This window comes from Curtobacterium sp. LFS084, assembly GCF_047977705.1.
Lineage (GTDB): Bacteria > Actinomycetota > Actinomycetes > Actinomycetales > Microbacteriaceae > Curtobacterium.
On record NZ_JBFPFM010000004.1, the window covers coordinates 105,947 to 123,110 of the forward strand.

The 17,164-nt window shown below is 64.8% G+C and carries 11 protein-coding genes; 4 read left to right on the plus strand and 7 right to left on the minus strand.

The window, feature by feature from the left end; all coding sequences use genetic code 11:
• Entirely contained in the window at positions 1–744 is a 744-nt protein-coding gene (locus tag ACNQOV_RS04390; RefSeq protein WP_416393516.1) for an SDR family NAD(P)-dependent oxidoreductase, read from the plus strand.
• A 255-nt stretch (positions 745–999) separates the two neighbouring features.
• On the opposite strand, the gene ACNQOV_RS04395 is transcribed toward ACNQOV_RS04390, so the two are convergent.
• Positions 1,000–1,590, minus strand: a complete 591-nt coding sequence (locus tag ACNQOV_RS04395; protein WP_416393517.1) for a TetR/AcrR family transcriptional regulator — start codon at positions 1,588–1,590, stop codon at positions 1,000–1,002.
• A 135-nt stretch (positions 1,591–1,725) separates the two neighbouring features.
• Between ACNQOV_RS04395 and ACNQOV_RS04400 the strand changes: the two genes are divergently transcribed.
• Together ACNQOV_RS04400 and ACNQOV_RS04405 are read left to right on the plus strand one after the other, a co-directional pair.
• Positions 1,726–3,027, plus strand: coding sequence for an MFS transporter (locus ACNQOV_RS04400; protein WP_416393518.1), 1,302 nt, complete (start codon positions 1,726–1,728; stop codon positions 3,025–3,027).
• A gap of 74 nt (positions 3,028–3,101) precedes the next feature.
• The gene (locus ACNQOV_RS04405) at positions 3,102–4,859 is read left to right on the plus strand and encodes a glycoside hydrolase family 3 protein (RefSeq protein WP_416393519.1); all 1,758 of its coding nucleotides are present in this window, start codon (positions 3,102–3,104) and stop codon (positions 4,857–4,859) included.
• 199 nt (positions 4,860–5,058) lie between these two features.
• Here ACNQOV_RS04405 and ACNQOV_RS04410 read toward each other — a convergent pair whose 3' ends face one another.
• Positions 5,059–6,288 (minus strand): FAD-dependent oxidoreductase, encoded by a 1,230-nt coding sequence (locus tag ACNQOV_RS04410; RefSeq protein WP_416393520.1) that lies wholly within the window; start codon positions 6,286–6,288, stop codon positions 5,059–5,061.
• A 997-nt stretch (positions 6,289–7,285) separates the two neighbouring features.
• Between ACNQOV_RS04410 and ACNQOV_RS04415 the strand changes: the two genes are divergently transcribed.
• Entirely contained in the window at positions 7,286–8,530 is a 1,245-nt protein-coding gene (locus ACNQOV_RS04415) for a DUF3500 domain-containing protein (protein WP_416393521.1), read from the plus strand.
• 123 nt (positions 8,531–8,653) lie between these two features.
• Here ACNQOV_RS04415 and ACNQOV_RS04420 read toward each other — a convergent pair whose 3' ends face one another.
• From ACNQOV_RS04420 to ACNQOV_RS04440, 5 genes are all read right to left on the minus strand, one after another.
• Positions 8,654–11,686 carry a putative Ig domain-containing protein gene (locus tag ACNQOV_RS04420; RefSeq protein ID WP_416393522.1) on the minus strand — a complete coding sequence of 1,011 codons (3,033 nt, stop codon included), beginning with the start codon at positions 11,684–11,686 and terminating at the stop codon, positions 8,654–8,656.
• A 32-nt stretch (positions 11,687–11,718) separates the two neighbouring features.
• Positions 11,719–13,830 (minus strand): beta-galactosidase, encoded by a 2,112-nt coding sequence (locus tag ACNQOV_RS04425; protein ID WP_416393523.1) that lies wholly within the window; start codon positions 13,828–13,830, stop codon positions 11,719–11,721.
• A complete protein-coding gene (locus ACNQOV_RS04430; protein ID WP_416393524.1) occupies positions 13,827–14,732 on the minus strand; it encodes a carbohydrate ABC transporter permease in 906 nt (301 codons plus the stop codon). Before ACNQOV_RS04430 ends, ACNQOV_RS04425 begins: the two co-directional genes overlap by 4 nt.
• Complete coding sequence (locus tag ACNQOV_RS04435) at positions 14,729–15,583, minus strand: carbohydrate ABC transporter permease (RefSeq protein WP_416393525.1); 855 nt, start codon at positions 15,581–15,583, stop codon at positions 14,729–14,731. The genes ACNQOV_RS04430 and ACNQOV_RS04435 overlap by 4 nt, the downstream gene beginning before the upstream one ends.
• A 134-nt stretch (positions 15,584–15,717) precedes the next feature.
• Positions 15,718–16,860 (minus strand): ABC transporter substrate-binding protein, encoded by a 1,143-nt coding sequence (locus tag ACNQOV_RS04440; RefSeq protein ID WP_416393526.1) that lies wholly within the window; start codon positions 16,858–16,860, stop codon positions 15,718–15,720.
• Between the last annotated feature and the right edge of the window lie 304 nt (positions 16,861–17,164).

The following is a 17,164-nucleotide window of genomic DNA, read 5'->3' on the forward strand; positions in this document are numbered from 1 at the left end:
ATGAACAGGTTCGAAAACAAGGTCGCACTCGTCACCGGCGCCGGATCCGGGATGGGCCGCGCGACCGCCGTCCTGCTGGCCAAAGAAGGCGCCGCCGTCACCGTCGTCGGACGCCGCGCAAACAAGCTCGCCGAGGTCGTCGACGAGATCACCGCTGCTGGCGGCCGCGCCCTCGCCGTCACCGGCGACGTCGCCAACCCCGACGACCTGCAGAACGCCGTTGTCCGCACCGTCGAGGAATTCGGTGCGCTGCACTACGCCGTCAACAACGCTGGCGTGACCGGCACCGCATCCTCCCTGCACGAGGAGAGCATCGAGGACTTCCAGCGGGTGATCAACACTAACTTCTCGAGCATCTTCTACAGCCTCAAGTACGAGATCCCCGCGATCCTCGAAGCCGGAGGCGGCGCCGTCGTCAACGTGTCCAGCGTCTTCGCCGACCGCGGAACGCTCCCGCGCGACTACGTCGGATCCAAGCACGGCGTCCGCGGCATCACCCGCTCCGCCGCCGCCGAGTACGGCCGACAGGGCATCCGCATCAACGAACTCCAGCCCGGCGTGATCCTCACCGAGATGACCGAGGGCAACCTCGAAGCGACCCAGGAAGTCGCCGAGCGAGGCATCCCCATGGGTCGCATGGGCACCGGCGAGGAGATCGCGACCGCCGTCGCGTTCCTGCTCTCCGACGACGCGTCCTACATCACCGGCGCCCACCTCGCCGTCGACGGCGGGTTCCTCGTCTAGCCCTTCCGGCACCACCTCACGACGAACGCACCTCAACCTCCGGGCTGAGGTGCGTTCGTCGTGCAACGCTGCTCCCGCGAGAAGCGGGCACACTCGATCCCACCATCAGGTGGCACGACGCTCTCAAGACGATCGAACCGTTGACGTGCTAGGCCCCCGACCGCCTCGAAAGCGGGCGCTGCGGTTCACATCACGAGCAAGGAGAGACCAGGGCATCGCCCTCAAAGCACTGCCGTAGCGTCGGCCCCGAGTCGGTCACAGGGGCATGGTCAGCTTCGACTCGATGTGCGCATGCAACTGCGGAGCCATCTGCATTGCACTCGGGTCAAGCAACCACTGCAGCTGCAGCCCATCGCTCATCGCAATGAGCTCGCGGGCGGCTGAAAGCGGATCGACGCCCTCACGGAGCACCCCCTGCTCCCGAAGCGCGTCGTAGGCCGCGCGATGACGGATCACGATGTCCCGATACCGGGCAACAAAGTACTCATGCGCCGGATGCTCCGGTGCTGTGGCCTCAGCGGACAAGACACAGAACAGCTCGACCGGGCCGCGCTGGGTCTCGTTGAAGGCCGTCAGCGTGACCATCCGCCGCAGATGCTCCAACCCCTCCACGGGAGGGGTGAAGAAGCGTTCCGCGTCCTGCTGATCACGATGCTCCAGCACGGCGATCAGGAGCGCTTCCTTCGTCCGGAAGTAGTGCAGCAACCCGGTGTGGGAAATACCACAGCGTGCGGCGATGTCCCGAAGTGACGCCCCGCGGTACCCGCTCTCACCCAGTGCTGCCGCAGCACGCTCGATAATCTCAGCCCGCTTCGCTCGCCCCTTGGCATACCCCTGCTCAGCCATGACCGCCCTGCGACGCCCTCATCACCCTCATCTCGTCATCGTCCCACACGAATACCGACCAACTGGTCGAGATTCAGTGTTAGCGTGTCCGCACCGCCAGCTGAGGACGCTGGCTCGGAGGACAGAGGAGTCCTGATGTCAGCATTGGAGCCCACCGAGATGGCGGCAGCGACCGCCGGTCGCGCCCCAGCCACGACCCGATCGGCGCGCACCGGCGTGGTGGTCGCGTACGTGATGGCGTACTTCGCGATGTACATCGCGCTACTCACTCCCGCGATCTCCACCCTTGCCGTCAAGATCAACGAAATCTCCACCCCGGCTACCCGAGCCGCTGACCTCGGCTTGGTGGCCGGAGTCGGTGCATTCTGCGCCTTCGTTGCAAACCCGATCGCCGGCGCGCTCTCGGACCGCACGACCAGCCGACTCGGGATGCGGCGTCCATGGTTGCTCTTCGGAGTCCTCGGCGGCACGCTCGGGCTGGTCATCCTCGCGGTCGCACCCAACATCGCGACCATCGTCATCGGTTGGGCCATCGCCCAGACCGCATTCAACGGTGCTCAGGCCGCGCTGCAGGCACTGCTCCCGGACCAGGTCGAGGAAGCTCGCCGCGCGAAGGTGTCTGGCTGGCTCGGCATCGCGCAGAACCTCGCACCGCTGGTGGGCATTGCCCTCGCCACAGCGTTCGTTTCGCTCGGTGTGCCGACGCTGTGGGCGATCATCGTCCCCGCCGCACTCGGTCTGGTCGGCGTGCTCGTGCTGGTACTCGTTCTGCAGGACCGAACCCTCGACAAGCACGACACCACGCGCTTCCGCCTGGGCGCATTCATCAAGGGCTTCTGGCTGAACCCCGCGTCCCACCCCGACTTCGCATGGGCGTTCGCCGGCCGCTTCCTGATGCTGCTGGGCTTTGCCGCCTACAACAACTACCAGGTGTACTTCCTGCTCGATCGGTTCCGTTTCGACACCCCCACCGCACTGTCTTGGCAGCTGCGACTGCTCATCGTTCAAACCATCGTGCTGACCGTCGCCGCGATGCTCGGCGGCTGGCTGTCCGACCGGACCGGCCGCCGGAAGGTGTTCGTCGTCATCGCGACGATCCTCACCGGTCTCGCGCTGATCGTGTTCGCTGCCGCCCACGACCCGAACCTGCTCTTCGTCGCAGCCGTGCTCTTCGGCGCTGGTCTTGGCGCGTACTTCGCCATCGACCTCGCACTGGTCACCGACGTGCTTCCGAACCGCGATACCGAAGCCGCAAAGAACATGGGCGTGTTCAACATCGCGAACGCTCTTCCTCAATCGCTGGCGCCCGCGCTGGCGCCGTTGGCGCTCGGAATTGGGTCAGCAACCTCCAGCAACTACACCCTGCTGTTTGCGGTCGCAGCGGCCGTCATCATCCTCGGCGCGATCAGCACCATGTTCATCCGAGGCGCCCGGTAGTCAGCCAGACCCAGCCGCCGCGGCAACCCACCACGAAGCACTGTGCGTCAGCACATCGAGAAGAAACGGAACTGATGAGTTTCCCCTACCAGGACCCCACCCTGAGCCCCGAACAGCGAACTGAGGACCTGTTGTCGCGGATGGAGACCGCGGACAAGGTCGGACTGATGTTCCAGACCATGGTCACCTACGGCGAGCTCGACACCAGCGGCGAGTTCCTCATCGGCCCGCCGTTGCGCTCCATGGTGGAAGAGCGGCGCATGTCCCACTTCAACATCGTCGGTGTTGGAGAATCGCCCAGCGACTTCGTTGCGTGGCAGAACTCCGCGCAGCGCATCGCACTTGCTGGACCGTTGGGGATCCCGATCACGTTCTCCACCGACCCCCGTCACGCTTTCACTGACAACCCGGCGACATCGATGCTGGCCGGGCCCTTCTCGCAGTGGCCGGAAACGCTCGGCCTTGCCGCGGTCCGGTCGCCGGAGCTTGTCCGTCGTTTCGGCGACATCGTGCGGAAGGAGTATCTCGCCGTCGGCATCCGCCTTGCCCTGCACCCGCAGATCGATCTCGCAACCGAACCGCGATGGGCGCGCGTCAACGGCACGTTCGGTGAAGACGCGGAGTTGACCTCGCAGCTGGTCGCCGAGTACATCCGCGGCATGCAGGGCGAGGAGCTCGGTCCCGAGTCCGTGTCCACGATGACCAAGCACTTCCCTGGTGGCGGGCCTCAGAAGGACGGAGAAGACCCCCACTTCCCCTATGGGCGCGAACAGGTCTACCCCGGCGGGCGGTTCGACTACCACCTCAAGCCCTTCCGGGCAGCAATCGCTGCTGGCGCGGCCCAGATGATGCCGTACTACGGTATGCCAATCGGCACGAAGTATGAGGAAGTTGCGTTTGGCTTCAACCGCGGTATCGTCACCGGGCTGCTTCGCGACGAACTCGGATTCACCGGCATCGTCTGCACCGATTGGGGCATCCTTACCGACGCGGGCCTGGGTGACTCGATCATGTCCGCGCGGTCCTGGGGCGTTGAACACCTCACCCGGCCAGAGAAGCTCCTCAAGGCAATCAACGCCGGCGTCGACCAGCTCGGCGGCGAGCACTGCACAGACGTGCTCCTGGACCTCGTCGCGGACGACCAGGTCAGCGTCGACAGACTCGACGCTTCCGCCCGCCGGCTCTTGCTGGAGAAGTTCCGCCTCGGCTTGTTCGACAACCCTTTCGCGGATGAAGCGCACGCCGAAGCGGTCGTTGGAAACACCGAACATCGTGAGGCGGGCCTCGAAGCGCAGAGCCGGTCCGTGACGGTCCTCACCAACGATAACGGCGCGAACGGCACGGCCACCCTTCCGCTACCTCGCGGGATCCGGGTTTACGCCGAGGGCATCGACGACGCAGTGCTTGCCGACTTTGCTGAACCGGTCGCCTCAGCGGCCGAAGCCGACATAGCGATCCTCCGGGTCGAGGCCCCTTACGATCACCGTGAAGGCGCACTCGAGGCGTACTTCCATGCCGGCTCGCTCGCGTTCAAGCAGGAACAGATCGACCACATCTCCGCGATCGCCGGGCAGGTTCCGACCGTCCTCGACGTGTACCTCGACCGCGCCGCGATCCTCACACCGTTGATCGATCATGTCGCAGCCACGGTCGTGAACTTCGGAGTGTCTGACATCGCGTTCCTGCGCGCGCTCTTCGGGGACTGCCCACCCGAAGGCAAGCTGCCCTTCGACATGCCTCGCAGCATGGAAGCCGTTGAAGCAAGCGACTCCGACGCCCCGTTCTCGACCGAACACCCGCTGTTCTCTTTCGGGCACGGCCTGACCATCTAACGCCGCAGCGGTCCCGGCCACATTGGCCCGCCGCTTTCCTCGTGTGCTCAGCGAGCTCTCCTCAGCCGCTGCGCACCGGCATTGGAACGCAGAATCGGATTCTGCGTTCCAAAGCATGAGCGATCCCGGCTCGTCCCGCCTCGAGCCGGGATCGCTCATCTGCATCACGCCTCCGTTGGGAAACGGTGGACGCGCGCCGTTACACCGCCAGCGTGGGGATGTCGTCGTGTCCGATGACCCAGTGCCCGACCTTGGCGGACGCGCGAACCGCATCGAACCCATAGGTCCGCACGGCAGCTTCGTACTCGCCGACCGCGTGCACGATTGACGTCCCGGCGGCGCGGGCTGCCACGATCCGCTGGCCGAGTTCGCTTGCATCGCGCAACGCCGTGTTTGCCCCGATCCCTAGGGCAGAGCTCATCGCGTGGAGACTGTCACCGATCATGGTCACGTTCGTCGGCTCCCACGCGGCCACGGGCACGGTGCTTCGCAGCGCGAGCGGTTGCACCGTGTCCAGATCCCACTGCTCAACCACCGCACGAAGCGGCGACGCCCAGTCGCTCATCTGCTCAAGCGCGTACGCCTGCAGCTGCTCCGGAGTCATTGCAAATAAGACCTCGTCCGTGACTGCCCTCTCGGCTGTGATGTTGAAGATGCTGAGCGCGTAGTCGGACTGCACCTCTTCCTGCACGGCTGCGGGCATCCGCTCGAGCGCTGCGCTTTCCGGGTCGCTGCGGAACAGCGGGCCGAATGTCAACCCGAGGCCGGCGTCGTCCTTCGCGATCGCGAAGAGGCACATGAGCTCTTCGGGAAGCACCGCCATCGACTCGGCCGTCAGCGGCACCTTCGCCGCGATGTGGCGTGAACCGAGATCGACGACCTGCATGCTCGGGAGGCGCTGCGCCCGGACTGCGGAGTTGATGCCGTCGGCTGCGATCACCAGATCGAACTCGCCGAGGCTGCCCTCCGGGCTCAGCAATCGAACGCGGCCCGTAGCGGGGTCCGTTTCGAACCCGGTGACACGATGCCCGAAGAACACTCGCTCCTCGAGACCATAGAAAAGGATCTGCCGAACCGTCGATCGGCAGACAGCGAGGTGCTCAGGGATGTCGTTGGTCGGACGACCCACACCAGCGCTGTCTCGGTTGTTCCGGAGCGGTCCGGCGCGGAACTGATCGTCGAACACGCGCATGGCGTCGTCAGGCATACCCGACGCCGCAACGAACGCGGCCCACAGGTCCGGCTCGAGTGCCTGATGCAACGCGGTCGTCCCGGACGAGTTGATGTGGACGCGGTACCCGGCGTATCGGGAACTGATCGAGGCGTCCCGCTCGAAGACGGAGACATCGACCCCGGCGCGGTGCAAGATCTTGCCGAGTGTCAAGCCGGCGAGACCGGCCCCGGCGATGGCAACACGAAATTCGCTCATGTGAGCTCCTCTGATGGAAACGGAGAGAGAGTCACACTGGACCGCGACTTCGCGGTATACGCCCGAGAGCGCCCGGACTACCAACCGGGAAGTGATTTTGTGCAGACGCAACCTAGCAGACCAGCTGGCTCCGATGTCAAGGGCGTTCAACCGATGCTGGGCGAGCCCGCCGGGCCGGCGAGCCGTAGGAGCCCACGCCTGGTGCCCTTGGATGGAGTCAGTCATTGGTGGCGCGTTGCAAGCTCTTACGGTGTGCCAACGGTTTCGATGAAGGACCTGCGGCGGCGCTTTTTACGGTGGGGTCTCCACGCACGGCATATGTCGACTCTGAGGAGACGAACGCATGAACGACTTCACCGACACACACGGCACTGATCTTCCTGGCCAGGCGCCGCGCGCCTCCGCCGCGCCAGAGGCAAGCAAGATGACCAGCTCCGCGCGAGAGGCTACGAGCACGTCATGGGCAGCCGCCCCTCCCGCAAGTCAGCCGACAACCGATCGAGGAAGGCCGCATCGACGTCGTCGGTGGATGCTTCCGGCAGCGCTCCTGGTTGGTGGGCTTGCGTTCGGCGGGCTTGCCGGAGGAGTCACTGGCTATCAGCTCGGCGGTACGTCCGCCGCAGGGACGAGTCAGCTCGGCTCGCCGCCCGGAGCCTCATCGGGTACGACCGGGCAAACGAGCACCAGCGGACAATCAGGCACGACTGGGCAGCCGCCAGCTCTTCCGGACGGCGCATCCGGTTCCAGTAACTCCTCGGGATCTGAAGGCTCCTCGTCGGGATCATCCAGCTCGAGTACGAACTGACGCCCACCGAGGCAGCGTTCGGGTGATTCTCGGTCGAGACGAGCCCGGACGCTGCCGCAAGTCCGCAACGTGATGTGTTTGGCGACAACTCCGCCATGTCAGTGCGTTCCGGAAGCAACGGCCTTTCGGTCTCTTAGAGAAGTCCGGAACAAACCTGCCTAGGTATACAGGTCAGCTTCTTACCGTGCTGTCATGACGAAGCTCACGGACACTCCCAAGCGCCCGCGCCGCCGCACGCTCCTCCTCGGGTCGAGCTTGTTGCTCGCCGCTGGCATCGCTCTCGCCGGTTGCACCGCAACTAACACCACCTCATCGAGCGGCGGCTCATCCTCGAGCAGCAGCTCGTCGTCGACCTCGACCGTCGCTGCAGCGTCGACCGAGGTCACCGAATCGGACTCGGACACCACCGAGGAGACGATCGACAACACCACCGCCGCGGTGCAGGCGTTCCTCGCCACCCTCAGCAACGACCAGGTCGAGGCGGTCACGTACGACTTCGACGACGAGACCAAGACCACGTCGTGGTCGAACTTCCCCGTGACATTCGTCCAGCGCGCTGGCCTGAACCTCGCGGATCTGACCGAGGAGCAGCAGGTCGCTGCGATGCAGGTCCTCGAAGCGCTCCTCAGCGATGACGGCTATCAGCAGGTCGTCGACATCATCGGCGGCGACCAGTACCTGAAGGAGAACAGCAGCAGCACCGAGGACTCCCTGGGCCAGTACTACATCGCCTTCTTCGGGGACGCGTCCGACAGTGGGGCATACGAGGTGCAGTTCGGTGGCCACCACCTCGGCATCAACGCCACCCTCGACGGCTCCTCGAACGCGATCACGTTCGCTCCCACGCATCTCGGGATGCAGCCGGCCGTCTACACGAACTCCGAGGGCGATGAGGTGCAGACCTTCGGCAGCATTTACGAGGACGCATTCGCCTTCTACGACAGCCTCACCAGCGAGCAGCAGCAGACCCTCACATCCGGTGAGGTGACGATGTGTGCCCCCGGAGACACCTGCGACTACGCCACCGGATCCGGGCTCTCCGGCTCCGACCTGACTGACGAGCAGCGCGACCTGCTCCTTGACCTCATTGCGAACTGGTCGGGCATGGCCGACGAAGAGAGCGCCGCCACTACCCGCGCCGAGATCGAAGCAACCCTCGACGACACTGTCATCGCCTGGTCCGGCGAAACGACGTACGACATGTCGACCGGGGACGGCATCAACTTCTCCGTTTCCGGACCGAACGTGTACCTCGCGTTCCAGTCGCAGAGCGGATCGGCCGGCGCGGACGTGAGTGGCGTCAGCACCTCCGGGTGGGGCCACGTCCACACCATCTACCGCGACCCCTCCAACGACTACGCGAACAGCGTCGAACAGCAGGCCGCCAGCGGCGGCGGGGGTGCGCCGTCAGGTGGCGGACCCGGCGGGGACAGCTGAGAGCTGCACGCATAGGAGAGCGGCGGGGCCCCCCGGCGGGGCGGGGGGGCCCCCGGGGGCCGGCCCCCCGCCGCTCTGATCAACCCCCGGCGGGGCGGCGGGCGGCCCGGGCCGACGGCTCGGCTACCTAGTGATGTTGAGTGTCGGCGCCATGGCCGCGGTGGCGTTGGTCATCTTCCCTGACCCGGACGCTCCTTCCGTGCTGACAAAACGCAGCTCATGTGAGGTTGACGTGTCGCCAGCGGCGAGCAGGAGGCTGGTTTGACCGGCCGCGATGGCGCTGCTGACCATGCTGGTGATGTCAATGCTCACCACTCGACCGTCGATGGCATCCGCCTGATGCGATCCGCCTCCCTCAGGCACGACCGTGGAACCCAGCGTGAAGGAGCTCGAGCTTGCGGTGCTGCTGGTCGTCGCAGTGAACGCCGGTCGGCTCTGCCAGGTCATCGTGCTGACAGGACACGTCGAGCCTTGGGTGCAGCTCGTGGCAGAGACCGGCTGGACGAGGACCTTGTCGGTGTCGGTCGCTGGGACACTACTCGTGCGGTGACCGATGTACGTCAGGTTCAGAGTGGCCTTCGACGGTGCTGCAGTCAGCGAGGACAAGTCGAACTGCAGGTAGGTGATCTTCCCGTCTCCAGATCCCGTTGTGTACTGCTCACCGAGGAGCCCTTGACCGGTGTTCCGCGTGATCAGGGACAGCCCGGTGGAGTTGTTGGTGGTTTGATCACCCGACCAAGCGCCAACCCAGGTGTCCCCGTTTGCCGTGATTGCCGTGGTGGTTGTGGAAGCAGCGGTAACGGTGATTGTGACGGGCAGTGCCGTGGCTGGGTAGTAGCCGGCCCGTGCACCAGCGTCCGATGCGCTGAAGGTCACCGTCGGACTGGTGCCGGCCTGCGCTGCGGTCGGGGTCCAGTCGAACGCGCCGGAGGCCGGGTTGAACGTCGCTCCGGACGGCAACCCCGACGCACTCAGCGTGACCGAGTCGCCTGCGTCAGGGTCAGTCGCCGCGACAGTGAACGCGAGCCGTGAGCCGGCGGCAACGCTGGCACTGCTGCTGGTCGGAGTTGTGAAGGCAGGGACGGAGTTCTGCTGAACAGGTTGCGTCGCCCCAGAGGAATCCGTGTACGTGGTCTTCAGCGTCGGCACACTGGTCGCGGTGAGGGCCAACTGGTTGGAGTAACGCACCTGTTGCCCGGCGACGCTGAGGTCGTTGAATGTGGCGCTCGTGACGCCGGTGATGTTGTTGGTGGTCTGCTTCGAGAACGCGACATTGTCGAGGACGACGGACGAGATCGGTGTCTTCGTATAGGTGTACGTCGAGCCGGAGCCGTTCGGGTTGGGTGCGTAGCCGTTGAGCTGCTGCGCGGCAGTGACGGTCTGCGTACTGCCGTCGCCGCCGTTGATGCTGATCCCGCCGCTGGTGAGCCGGGACGTGTCGATCGAGCTGTTCCGAACGGTGACGCTGTTGATCCGCGGATAGGTGTCGTGATTGTTCATCACGTAGATCCCGCCGACAGTTGCGGAAGTGGGGTTGACGTTGGTGAACGTGTAGTTGCCGAGCTTGTACCCCATGCTCTGGTAGCCCAGCCGGATGCCGTTGCCGGGAGCGACAGTCCATCCGAGAGTGTTCGAGACGTTGATGGCGTCAGAATCGGCGGAGTCCCAGCCGGTTGCGGCGACACCATTCTCGGCGGTTGCTGCGTCGTAGCCTGCGACGGCGTTGACGTAGCCCTGCACGTTGGGGCTGCTGGTGCCGATCCCGAAGCTGTTGAGTAGACCGCTGGCGGTGGGGACGTAGCCGTTGCTGGGGTTGTAGTGGCCGGATGCGAAGGCATCGTCGTTGCCGAGGGTGAGAACGCCATCGGCGGTGATGTTCTGTCCGCTGGCGAAGTCGGTTCCGTCGACCCAGGGGAGGGCGTAGGGCGTGAGGCCCTTGATGTTGGTGAACGTGACGTTCTTCGCAGTGTGGGTTTCCCAGTTCCACTGCTTGGCGTTGCGGAGGTAGGTGTCGGTGAAGCTGATGTTGGAGGACTGCACGATCATCGCGCCGCCCTGGTGCTGGCTGTTGTACGCGTCGTGACGGTCACCGCTGCTGCTGGCGTTGTAGTTGCCGGTGCCGTTGCCGTCGAACATGCCGCGGCCGCTGATGGCGATGTTGGAGGAGTTCCAGATCCCGATCGCCGGTTCCATCGCCTCCATGTTGGCCTGGATCCGGTTCTTCAGCAGCGCGCCCTCATCGACGTAGATCTTCAGCTTGCCGCCGATGAGAGCGCTGCCGTTGAAGCCGTTGATGTCAAGCCCGGACCAGGTGTACGTGCCGTTGGGGAAGTACAGCGTGTTGAGGGTCGTTGGGTTCTGCTTGATGACGGTGAGGGCTGCTTGCAGTGCGTAGGTGACGTCAGTGGAGCTCATCGCGCGCACGTTGGGGTAGCGAACGTTGACGCTGCTGGCGCTGACGATGCTGCCTGCTGAGGTTTGCTGTCCGGCGGGGATGGCTGTGCCGTTGATGGTCTTCCCCGCGACGGAACTCGTGGTTGCGGCGGGTGCCTTCTGCGCGGAGCTGTTCGGGTTCGCGGCGAGGTAGTTGTTCGCGAACGTCTGGAAGTTGAGGACTCCGGTGCTCTTGTTGATGCCGGACCCGTCGGACGCCGACGTGGTGTCGGGTTCGTCGGCGGCGTTTTCGAGCGGGTCGTTGATGATCGCGAGATATGGCTGCCCGGCGGCGTTCGTGGAGTCAGCATTGACGCGGACGATCGCGTAGTTCAGTTGCGCCGCGGCCGACATCTGGAACGTGATGGTGTGTTTGTCGGCGCTGACGCTGATCGCGCTTTGTGGGTAGTACTTGGTTGGGTTGATCATCACCGAGTTGATGGTGGTGTTCGGCAGCGTGACCGTTAGTGCGGGAGTCCTCGAGCTGGAGGAGAACCGGGCGATGTCGAAGTTGTAACCGGACTGGTTGTACTGCACTGCGGGGACGGAAGTGCCGTCGGCCTGCACCTGGTACTTGCTGCTGGTGGTGTCTCCCGGTGTTGCCGCGTAGACGTGCGTCGGTGAGGTCGCTGCCGCAGCGGTTGCGGCTGGTAGTGCTCCGGCGAGCAGGGTTGTCGCGGCGGTGATCACCGCCGCGGCGAGGAGGAGGGGTCGTGACGTCATTGTCGATCGCTTTCTCTTTGGTGGGACTGACTTCAGACTGGAGTGACGAAGTGCTCTGCGGCGGATCGGGTGTCGGCCGCGGCCGCGGACGCGTTGTTGATGAGCGCGGAACGGGGCGCGATGGTGTAGTTGTCGTGCACGATCGGCCCGTCGGAGTGGTTCAGCAGCAGCGTGACGGTGCCGCGGCGCAGGATTTGCAGGCCTGGTGCCGTGATGGTCGTGGGGATGCCTTCGGCCGCGAGGACGGTCTTCATCAGTCCGGCGCGGGACTGCGCGTCCAGGTCGGTGCCGATGTACCACGCAGCGCCGGAGCCAATCTGCTCTCGGACGGTGACCGCAGGGGTCACGGGAAGGTCCGGGATGGTGAAAGTTGCCACGACGTCGACGTCGTCGGCGTCGACAGTGATCTCCTCAGCCCAGGAGCGGCCGGCGAGGTGGAACCGGTCGTCGCGCGACTCCAGCGGCACCGTGGTCGCTGTCGCGGGTGTCTGCACGGTTGCGGAGATGCGATCGGTGTCCGTTCGAAGGGTTTCGTCACGGCCCCAGCTGCTTGGGGTGACGCCAGCAGGCATGATGTCGATGACACGGACACCGAGCACGTCGGCGATGCTGCTGAGGTACCCGTCCTGCACGGCATGTCCATGTGCGTCGACGTAGCCCGTGAGCCGGGTGACGAGCACCGTCGTGCCCGCTGCGACGGCTTCTCGGATCCGCGCTGCGGCTTCCTCTGTCAGCCGGAACAGCGCCGGAACGATGACGACGCGGTAGCCGGTGAGGTCGTCGCCGGGGTGCCGGAAGTCGACGCTGTGGCCGAGTTCGAAGAGCGTGGCGTGCCAGTCGCGTGTGTCGTTCTCAGGGGCGTCTTCGGTTGTCGGGCCGACCGCATGGTCGTAGGCCCATGCGTTCTCCCAGTCCCAGAGGATCGCAATCGGTGTGCTGATTTTGCCGCCACGAGCACCGTCGGCGGCATGCAGGTCTGCGCCGAGGTGCACCACTTCCCGCCAGGTGCGGGTTTCGGTTTCGGCGTGGGGCACCATGCCGCCGTGGAAGGTCTCCGCGCCGGCGATGGACTGCCGCCATTGGAAGTTCAGGACCGCATCCGCGCCGAGTCCAACGGCCATGAGGGACCAGAGCGCGTACTGGCCGGGCCGTTTGACGGCGTTTCGTGTCCGCCACTGCACCGCGGAGGTGACCTGCTCCATCTGCGCGAACGGGCGTCCCTGCCCGAGGGAGCGCATCAGATCGCATTCGAACGCGAACTCTCGCGCTGCCCGCGGGTTCGCAGGATCCGGATAGGAGTCGTTGCTGATGAAGTCCAGGTGCGGTGCCCACGACCAATAGTCGATGGGGCGGAACAGGCCCATGAAGTTGGTGGTGACCGGGATTGTCGGGTTCGCAGCCTTCAGAATCTGACGTTCCAGCAGGTACAGGGACAGCAGGCTGTCGGAACTAAAACGGCGCCAGTCGTCGAGGTGGTGCGGGTTGTGCAGCGTTGGGGTCGCGCGCGGTGGGATGACGTCGTCCCACTCGGAGAGCTGCTGGGACCAGAACGCCGTCCCCCAAGCTTCATTGACTGCCTCGAGGCTTCCGTATCGGTCCTGCAGCCAGACGCGGAAGCAGCGGGCTGATTCGTCGTCGAAGCTTTCCGCGACGTGGCATCCGTACTCGTTGTTCACATGCCACGCAATGACCGCGGGATGCGCCGCGAACCGAGCAGCCATTCGCTCGACAAGAGCTTGCATGTGCTCCCGGAAGATGCTGCTGTTGGGATTGTACTGCTGCCGTGAACCCCACGACAGTCGCAACCCGTCGGCGGTAACGGGCAGCGTGCTCGGTTCAGTCCGACCCAGCCACGGCGGCGGTGACGCGGTTCCCGTGGCGAGGTCCACAAATATGCCGGCCGCGTGCAGGCGGTCGAGCACGTCTTCGAGCCAGTCGAGGGTGAAGACGCCGGAGGTGGGCTCGAGTTTTGCCCAGGAGAAGACACCAACGGTGACGAGGTTGACACCTGCTTGCCGCATGAGCTCGATGTCTCGATCAATGACTTCAGGGTTCCACTGCTCGGGGTTGTAGTCCCCGCCGTAGCCGATCAACGGCAGCTGTGGCATGCCGAGGGGACGGTCGGATCCGAACACGGGGATCATCCCTTGACGCTGCCGGCGGCGAGGCCGGTGCGGAGGAAGCGTTGCAGGAAGAAGAACAGGAGCACCATCGGGATCACCGACACGAGCGATCCCATCAGCACGATGTCGTAGGTCGCTGCTCCTCGGTAGGACTGCCAACCGTAGAGGCCGAGGGTGACGGGCTTGAGCTCGTCGGAGTTCAGCATCATCAGCGGCAGCAGGAAGTTGTTCCAGGACGAGACGAAAATGAACAGGAACACGGTCACAGTCGCCGGGCCGAGGATGCGGCTGACGATGGTGAAGAAGATGCGCAGTTCGCTGGCGCCGTCCATGCGGGCTGCTTCGAGGATCTCGTCGGGGATGGACTGTTCTGCGTAGATCCGTGCGAGATAGACGCCGAACGGGCTGACGCAGGACGGGATGATCACTGCCCACGGCGAGTTGATCAGGCCGACTCCGCTGGCGAGGAAGTACAGCGGAATGGTGAGGAGCGCGTTCGGGACGAGCACGCCCCCGACGATGGCGCTGAAGATCACGCCGCGGCCGCGGAACGCGAACTTGCCGAGCACGTATCCAGCAGCGACGGCGATGAGGGTGCCGATCGCGGCAGCGCCGCCGGAGTACAGCAGGGAGTTCAGCACCCACCGTCCGAAGAGTCCGTCTCCGTAGGTGAAGGTCCGCTCGAGGTTGGTGAGGATCTGGGGCGCGTCGAACCAGAAGCCGTTGGAGTTCTGCAGCGAGCTGTTGCTCTTCGTGGCGGAGACGACCAACCACCACACGGGCAGCAGGAAGTAGATCGCCGAGATGGCCAGGAACGCTGCAGGAGGGATGCTCTGCCAGCTGAACCGCGGCCGGTTAACTGACTGTTCAGCGGACTGGTGAGGCTTGGGGGCGGCCTGGGGGCGCTGTAGGAGAGCGGTCATTGCGAAAGCCTTGAGGAGATGCGGTAGCAGACGAAGACAAGAACGGCGGTCACCGCTGCCATGGACAGCGCGATGGCGCTGGAGAATCCGGGGTCGGTGCTGAGGGCGTTGTAGCCCATCATCATCGGGGTGAAGTCGGAGCCGATATTGTTCGAAACGGTCCGCATGATGGTCGGTTCGTTGAAGAGCTGGATGGTGCCGATGATCGACATCAGCACCGACAAGCCGATCGCGCCGGAGACGCTGGGGACCTTAATGTGCCAGGCGATGCGCCACTCGTTTGCGCCGTCGAGCCGCGCCGCTTCGAACTGATCACGTGGGATCGCCTGCAGGCCGGCGAGGATGATGATCATGTTGTAGCCGGTCCAACTCCACGTTGTGATGTTGGCGATGGACAGCAGGATCGTGCTGGGGTCCAGAAACACGTTCGAGGACACCCCAAAGTTCTGCAGCAGTTGCACCACGGGGCTCAGCTGCGGCACGTACAGGTAGGTCCAGATCAGTGCGGCGACAACCCCGGGAACTGCGTACGGCAGGAAGTACAGCACCTGCAGGGCCCGCTTCAGCCGGGACATCATCGCGTCCAACGCCAACGCAAGCAGGAGTGCGAACAGGGTCATGAACGGCACCTGCACGACGCCGTAGATCAGCACCCGAAGCGTGCCCGCCCAGAACGCGTCGTCTTGGAAGACCCGGACGAAGTTGCCCAGGCCGACGAAGATCGTCTCCTGCTTGGACAGCCCAAGGCCTCCGCCGCTGCTCTGCGAGAACAGGCTAGTGACCAGTGCGTAGACGATCGGCGCGACGAACGTGGCGATGAAGAACAGCAGGAACGGGACGAGCAGGAGCAAGACGGGCAGCGGAAGCCCGCCCCGGCGGCGCGTCCGGCGGATACCACCGGACGCGCCGCCTTTCGAGGACGGCCCGACTGAAACGGGTCGAGAATCAAGAACTGACACGGGAGCGCCTTTCAGTCGGGTCGGGTTCAGGAGCCTGCGGAAGCGCTGATGCCCGCGCTCTTGAGGTCGGACAGACTCTGTGACTGCAGCGACTGCAGCAGCTTCGGCAGGGTGGTCTTGCCGTTGCGGACGTCCGCGATGCCATCGGAAAGGGACTTGCTGAAGGTCGCGTATCCGGGGGCGAACAACCACTGGGTGTCGACGTTGTTGGCAGCGTCGGAGAGCAGACCGTAGACGTCGTCACCGCTGAAGTAGGTCTTGATGTTCTCCGGCGTGGTGATCTTCGCGTTCGCCGTGGCCGGGAAAAGGCCAAGGTCCATCAGGCCGGTGGTGTTCGTGTTCAGCCAGTTGGCGAACTTCAGCGCGGCAGCGGTGTGCTTGTCATTCATCACCAGCAGCTCGGAGCCGCCGTTGTTCGCGGACACGTTCTTCCCTGCGGTCCACTGCGGTGCCGGTGCGACCGCCCAGTCACCGGAGCCAGCCTTCGCGCTGTCCGCGATGAGAGGCGCCTGCCAGCCGGCACCGACGACCGAGAGGATCTTGTTGTTGGTGAGGTCGTTGTAGAACGTCGGGTCCCAGCGCTTGGTGGGGGAGAGCGCGTTGGAGTCGATGAGGTCCTGGAACGTGGACGCGACCTTCTCGCTGGTCGCGCCGTCGATGTCGACCTTCCACGATTTGCCGTCGATGGACCACCACTTGCCGCCGGCCTGCTGGATGTAGGACTGCAGGTTTTCGGTGTCGTCCGAGGAGAAGCCGGCCAGGTAGGTGCCGGGGTGCTCCGTGGCGACCTTCTTCGCCTCGGTCGCAAACTCATCCCACGTCTTCGGGACTGTCAGGCCGTACTCGGCGAACTTGGCCTTGTTGTAGTAGTAGATGACGGGACCGGAATCCTGGGGGATGCCGTAGGTCACCCCGTCGAGCGTGACGTTGCTCCACGCGCCCTTGGTGTAGTTCTTCTCGTACGTCGATGCGTCCTTGGTGACGTCCTTCGCGTACTGGACCAGGCTCGTCACCCACTTCACGTCCGACTGCACCAGGTCAGGAGCGTCCCCCGCCTGCGCCGCGGTGGTGATCTTGGAGAACGTTGCGTCGTCGCCGCCGCTCTGCGCGGAGTACTTGACCTGGATGTTCGGGTTCTTCGCGTTCCACTCGTCGACGAGCTTCTGCATCCCGGGAACCCAGCCCCAGTAGTTGATCGTGACCTTCTCGTTCGCGTCCGCGGAGCTGGAGGAGCTCGAAGCGGAGCAGCCGGCAAGTGTCGCGCCGAGCGCAAGGACTGCGCTTCCTGCGATCAGCCGGGTGAGCCATTTTCGGGGTGTTCCGGGCACAACGCCCTCCTTCGGGATCGCGGAGCTGCTCTGCTCCGTCGGGGCCGCCTTGCCCCATGTACACGTGTACACACGCGCCTCGAAGCAGGACTGTACACGTGTACCTACTGATTCGCCACCCCTTGCCCAGCCGGAGGCTCGGCAA

Bases quoted from the DNA above. Each gene is read 5' to 3' on its own strand.
- ACNQOV_RS04390 (WP_416393516.1), top strand. From the start codon at position 1: ATGAACAGGTTCGAAAACAAGGTCGCACTCGTCACCGGCGCCGGATCC.
- ACNQOV_RS04420 (WP_416393522.1), bottom strand. From the start codon at position 11,686: ATGACGTCACGACCCCTCCTCCTCGCCGCGGCGGTGATCACCGCCGCG.
- ACNQOV_RS04400 (WP_416393518.1), top strand. From the start codon at position 1,726: ATGTCAGCATTGGAGCCCACCGAGATGGCGGCAGCGACCGCCGGTCGC.
- ACNQOV_RS04430 (WP_416393524.1), bottom strand. From the start codon at position 14,732: ATGACCGCTCTCCTACAGCGCCCCCAGGCCGCCCCCAAGCCTCACCAG.
- ACNQOV_RS04415 (WP_416393521.1), top strand. From the start codon at position 7,286: ATGACGAAGCTCACGGACACTCCCAAGCGCCCGCGCCGCCGCACGCTC.
- ACNQOV_RS04425 (WP_416393523.1), bottom strand. From the start codon at position 13,830: ATGATCCCCGTGTTCGGATCCGACCGTCCCCTCGGCATGCCACAGCTG.
- ACNQOV_RS04395 (WP_416393517.1), bottom strand. From the start codon at position 1,590: ATGGCTGAGCAGGGGTATGCCAAGGGGCGAGCGAAGCGGGCTGAGATT.
- ACNQOV_RS04440 (WP_416393526.1), bottom strand. From the start codon at position 16,860: ATGCAGAAGCTCGTCGACGAGTGGAACGCGAAGAACCCGAACATCCAG.
- ACNQOV_RS04410 (WP_416393520.1), bottom strand. From the start codon at position 6,288: ATGAGCGAATTTCGTGTTGCCATCGCCGGGGCCGGTCTCGCCGGCTTG.
- ACNQOV_RS04405 (WP_416393519.1), top strand. From the start codon at position 3,102: ATGAGTTTCCCCTACCAGGACCCCACCCTGAGCCCCGAACAGCGAACT.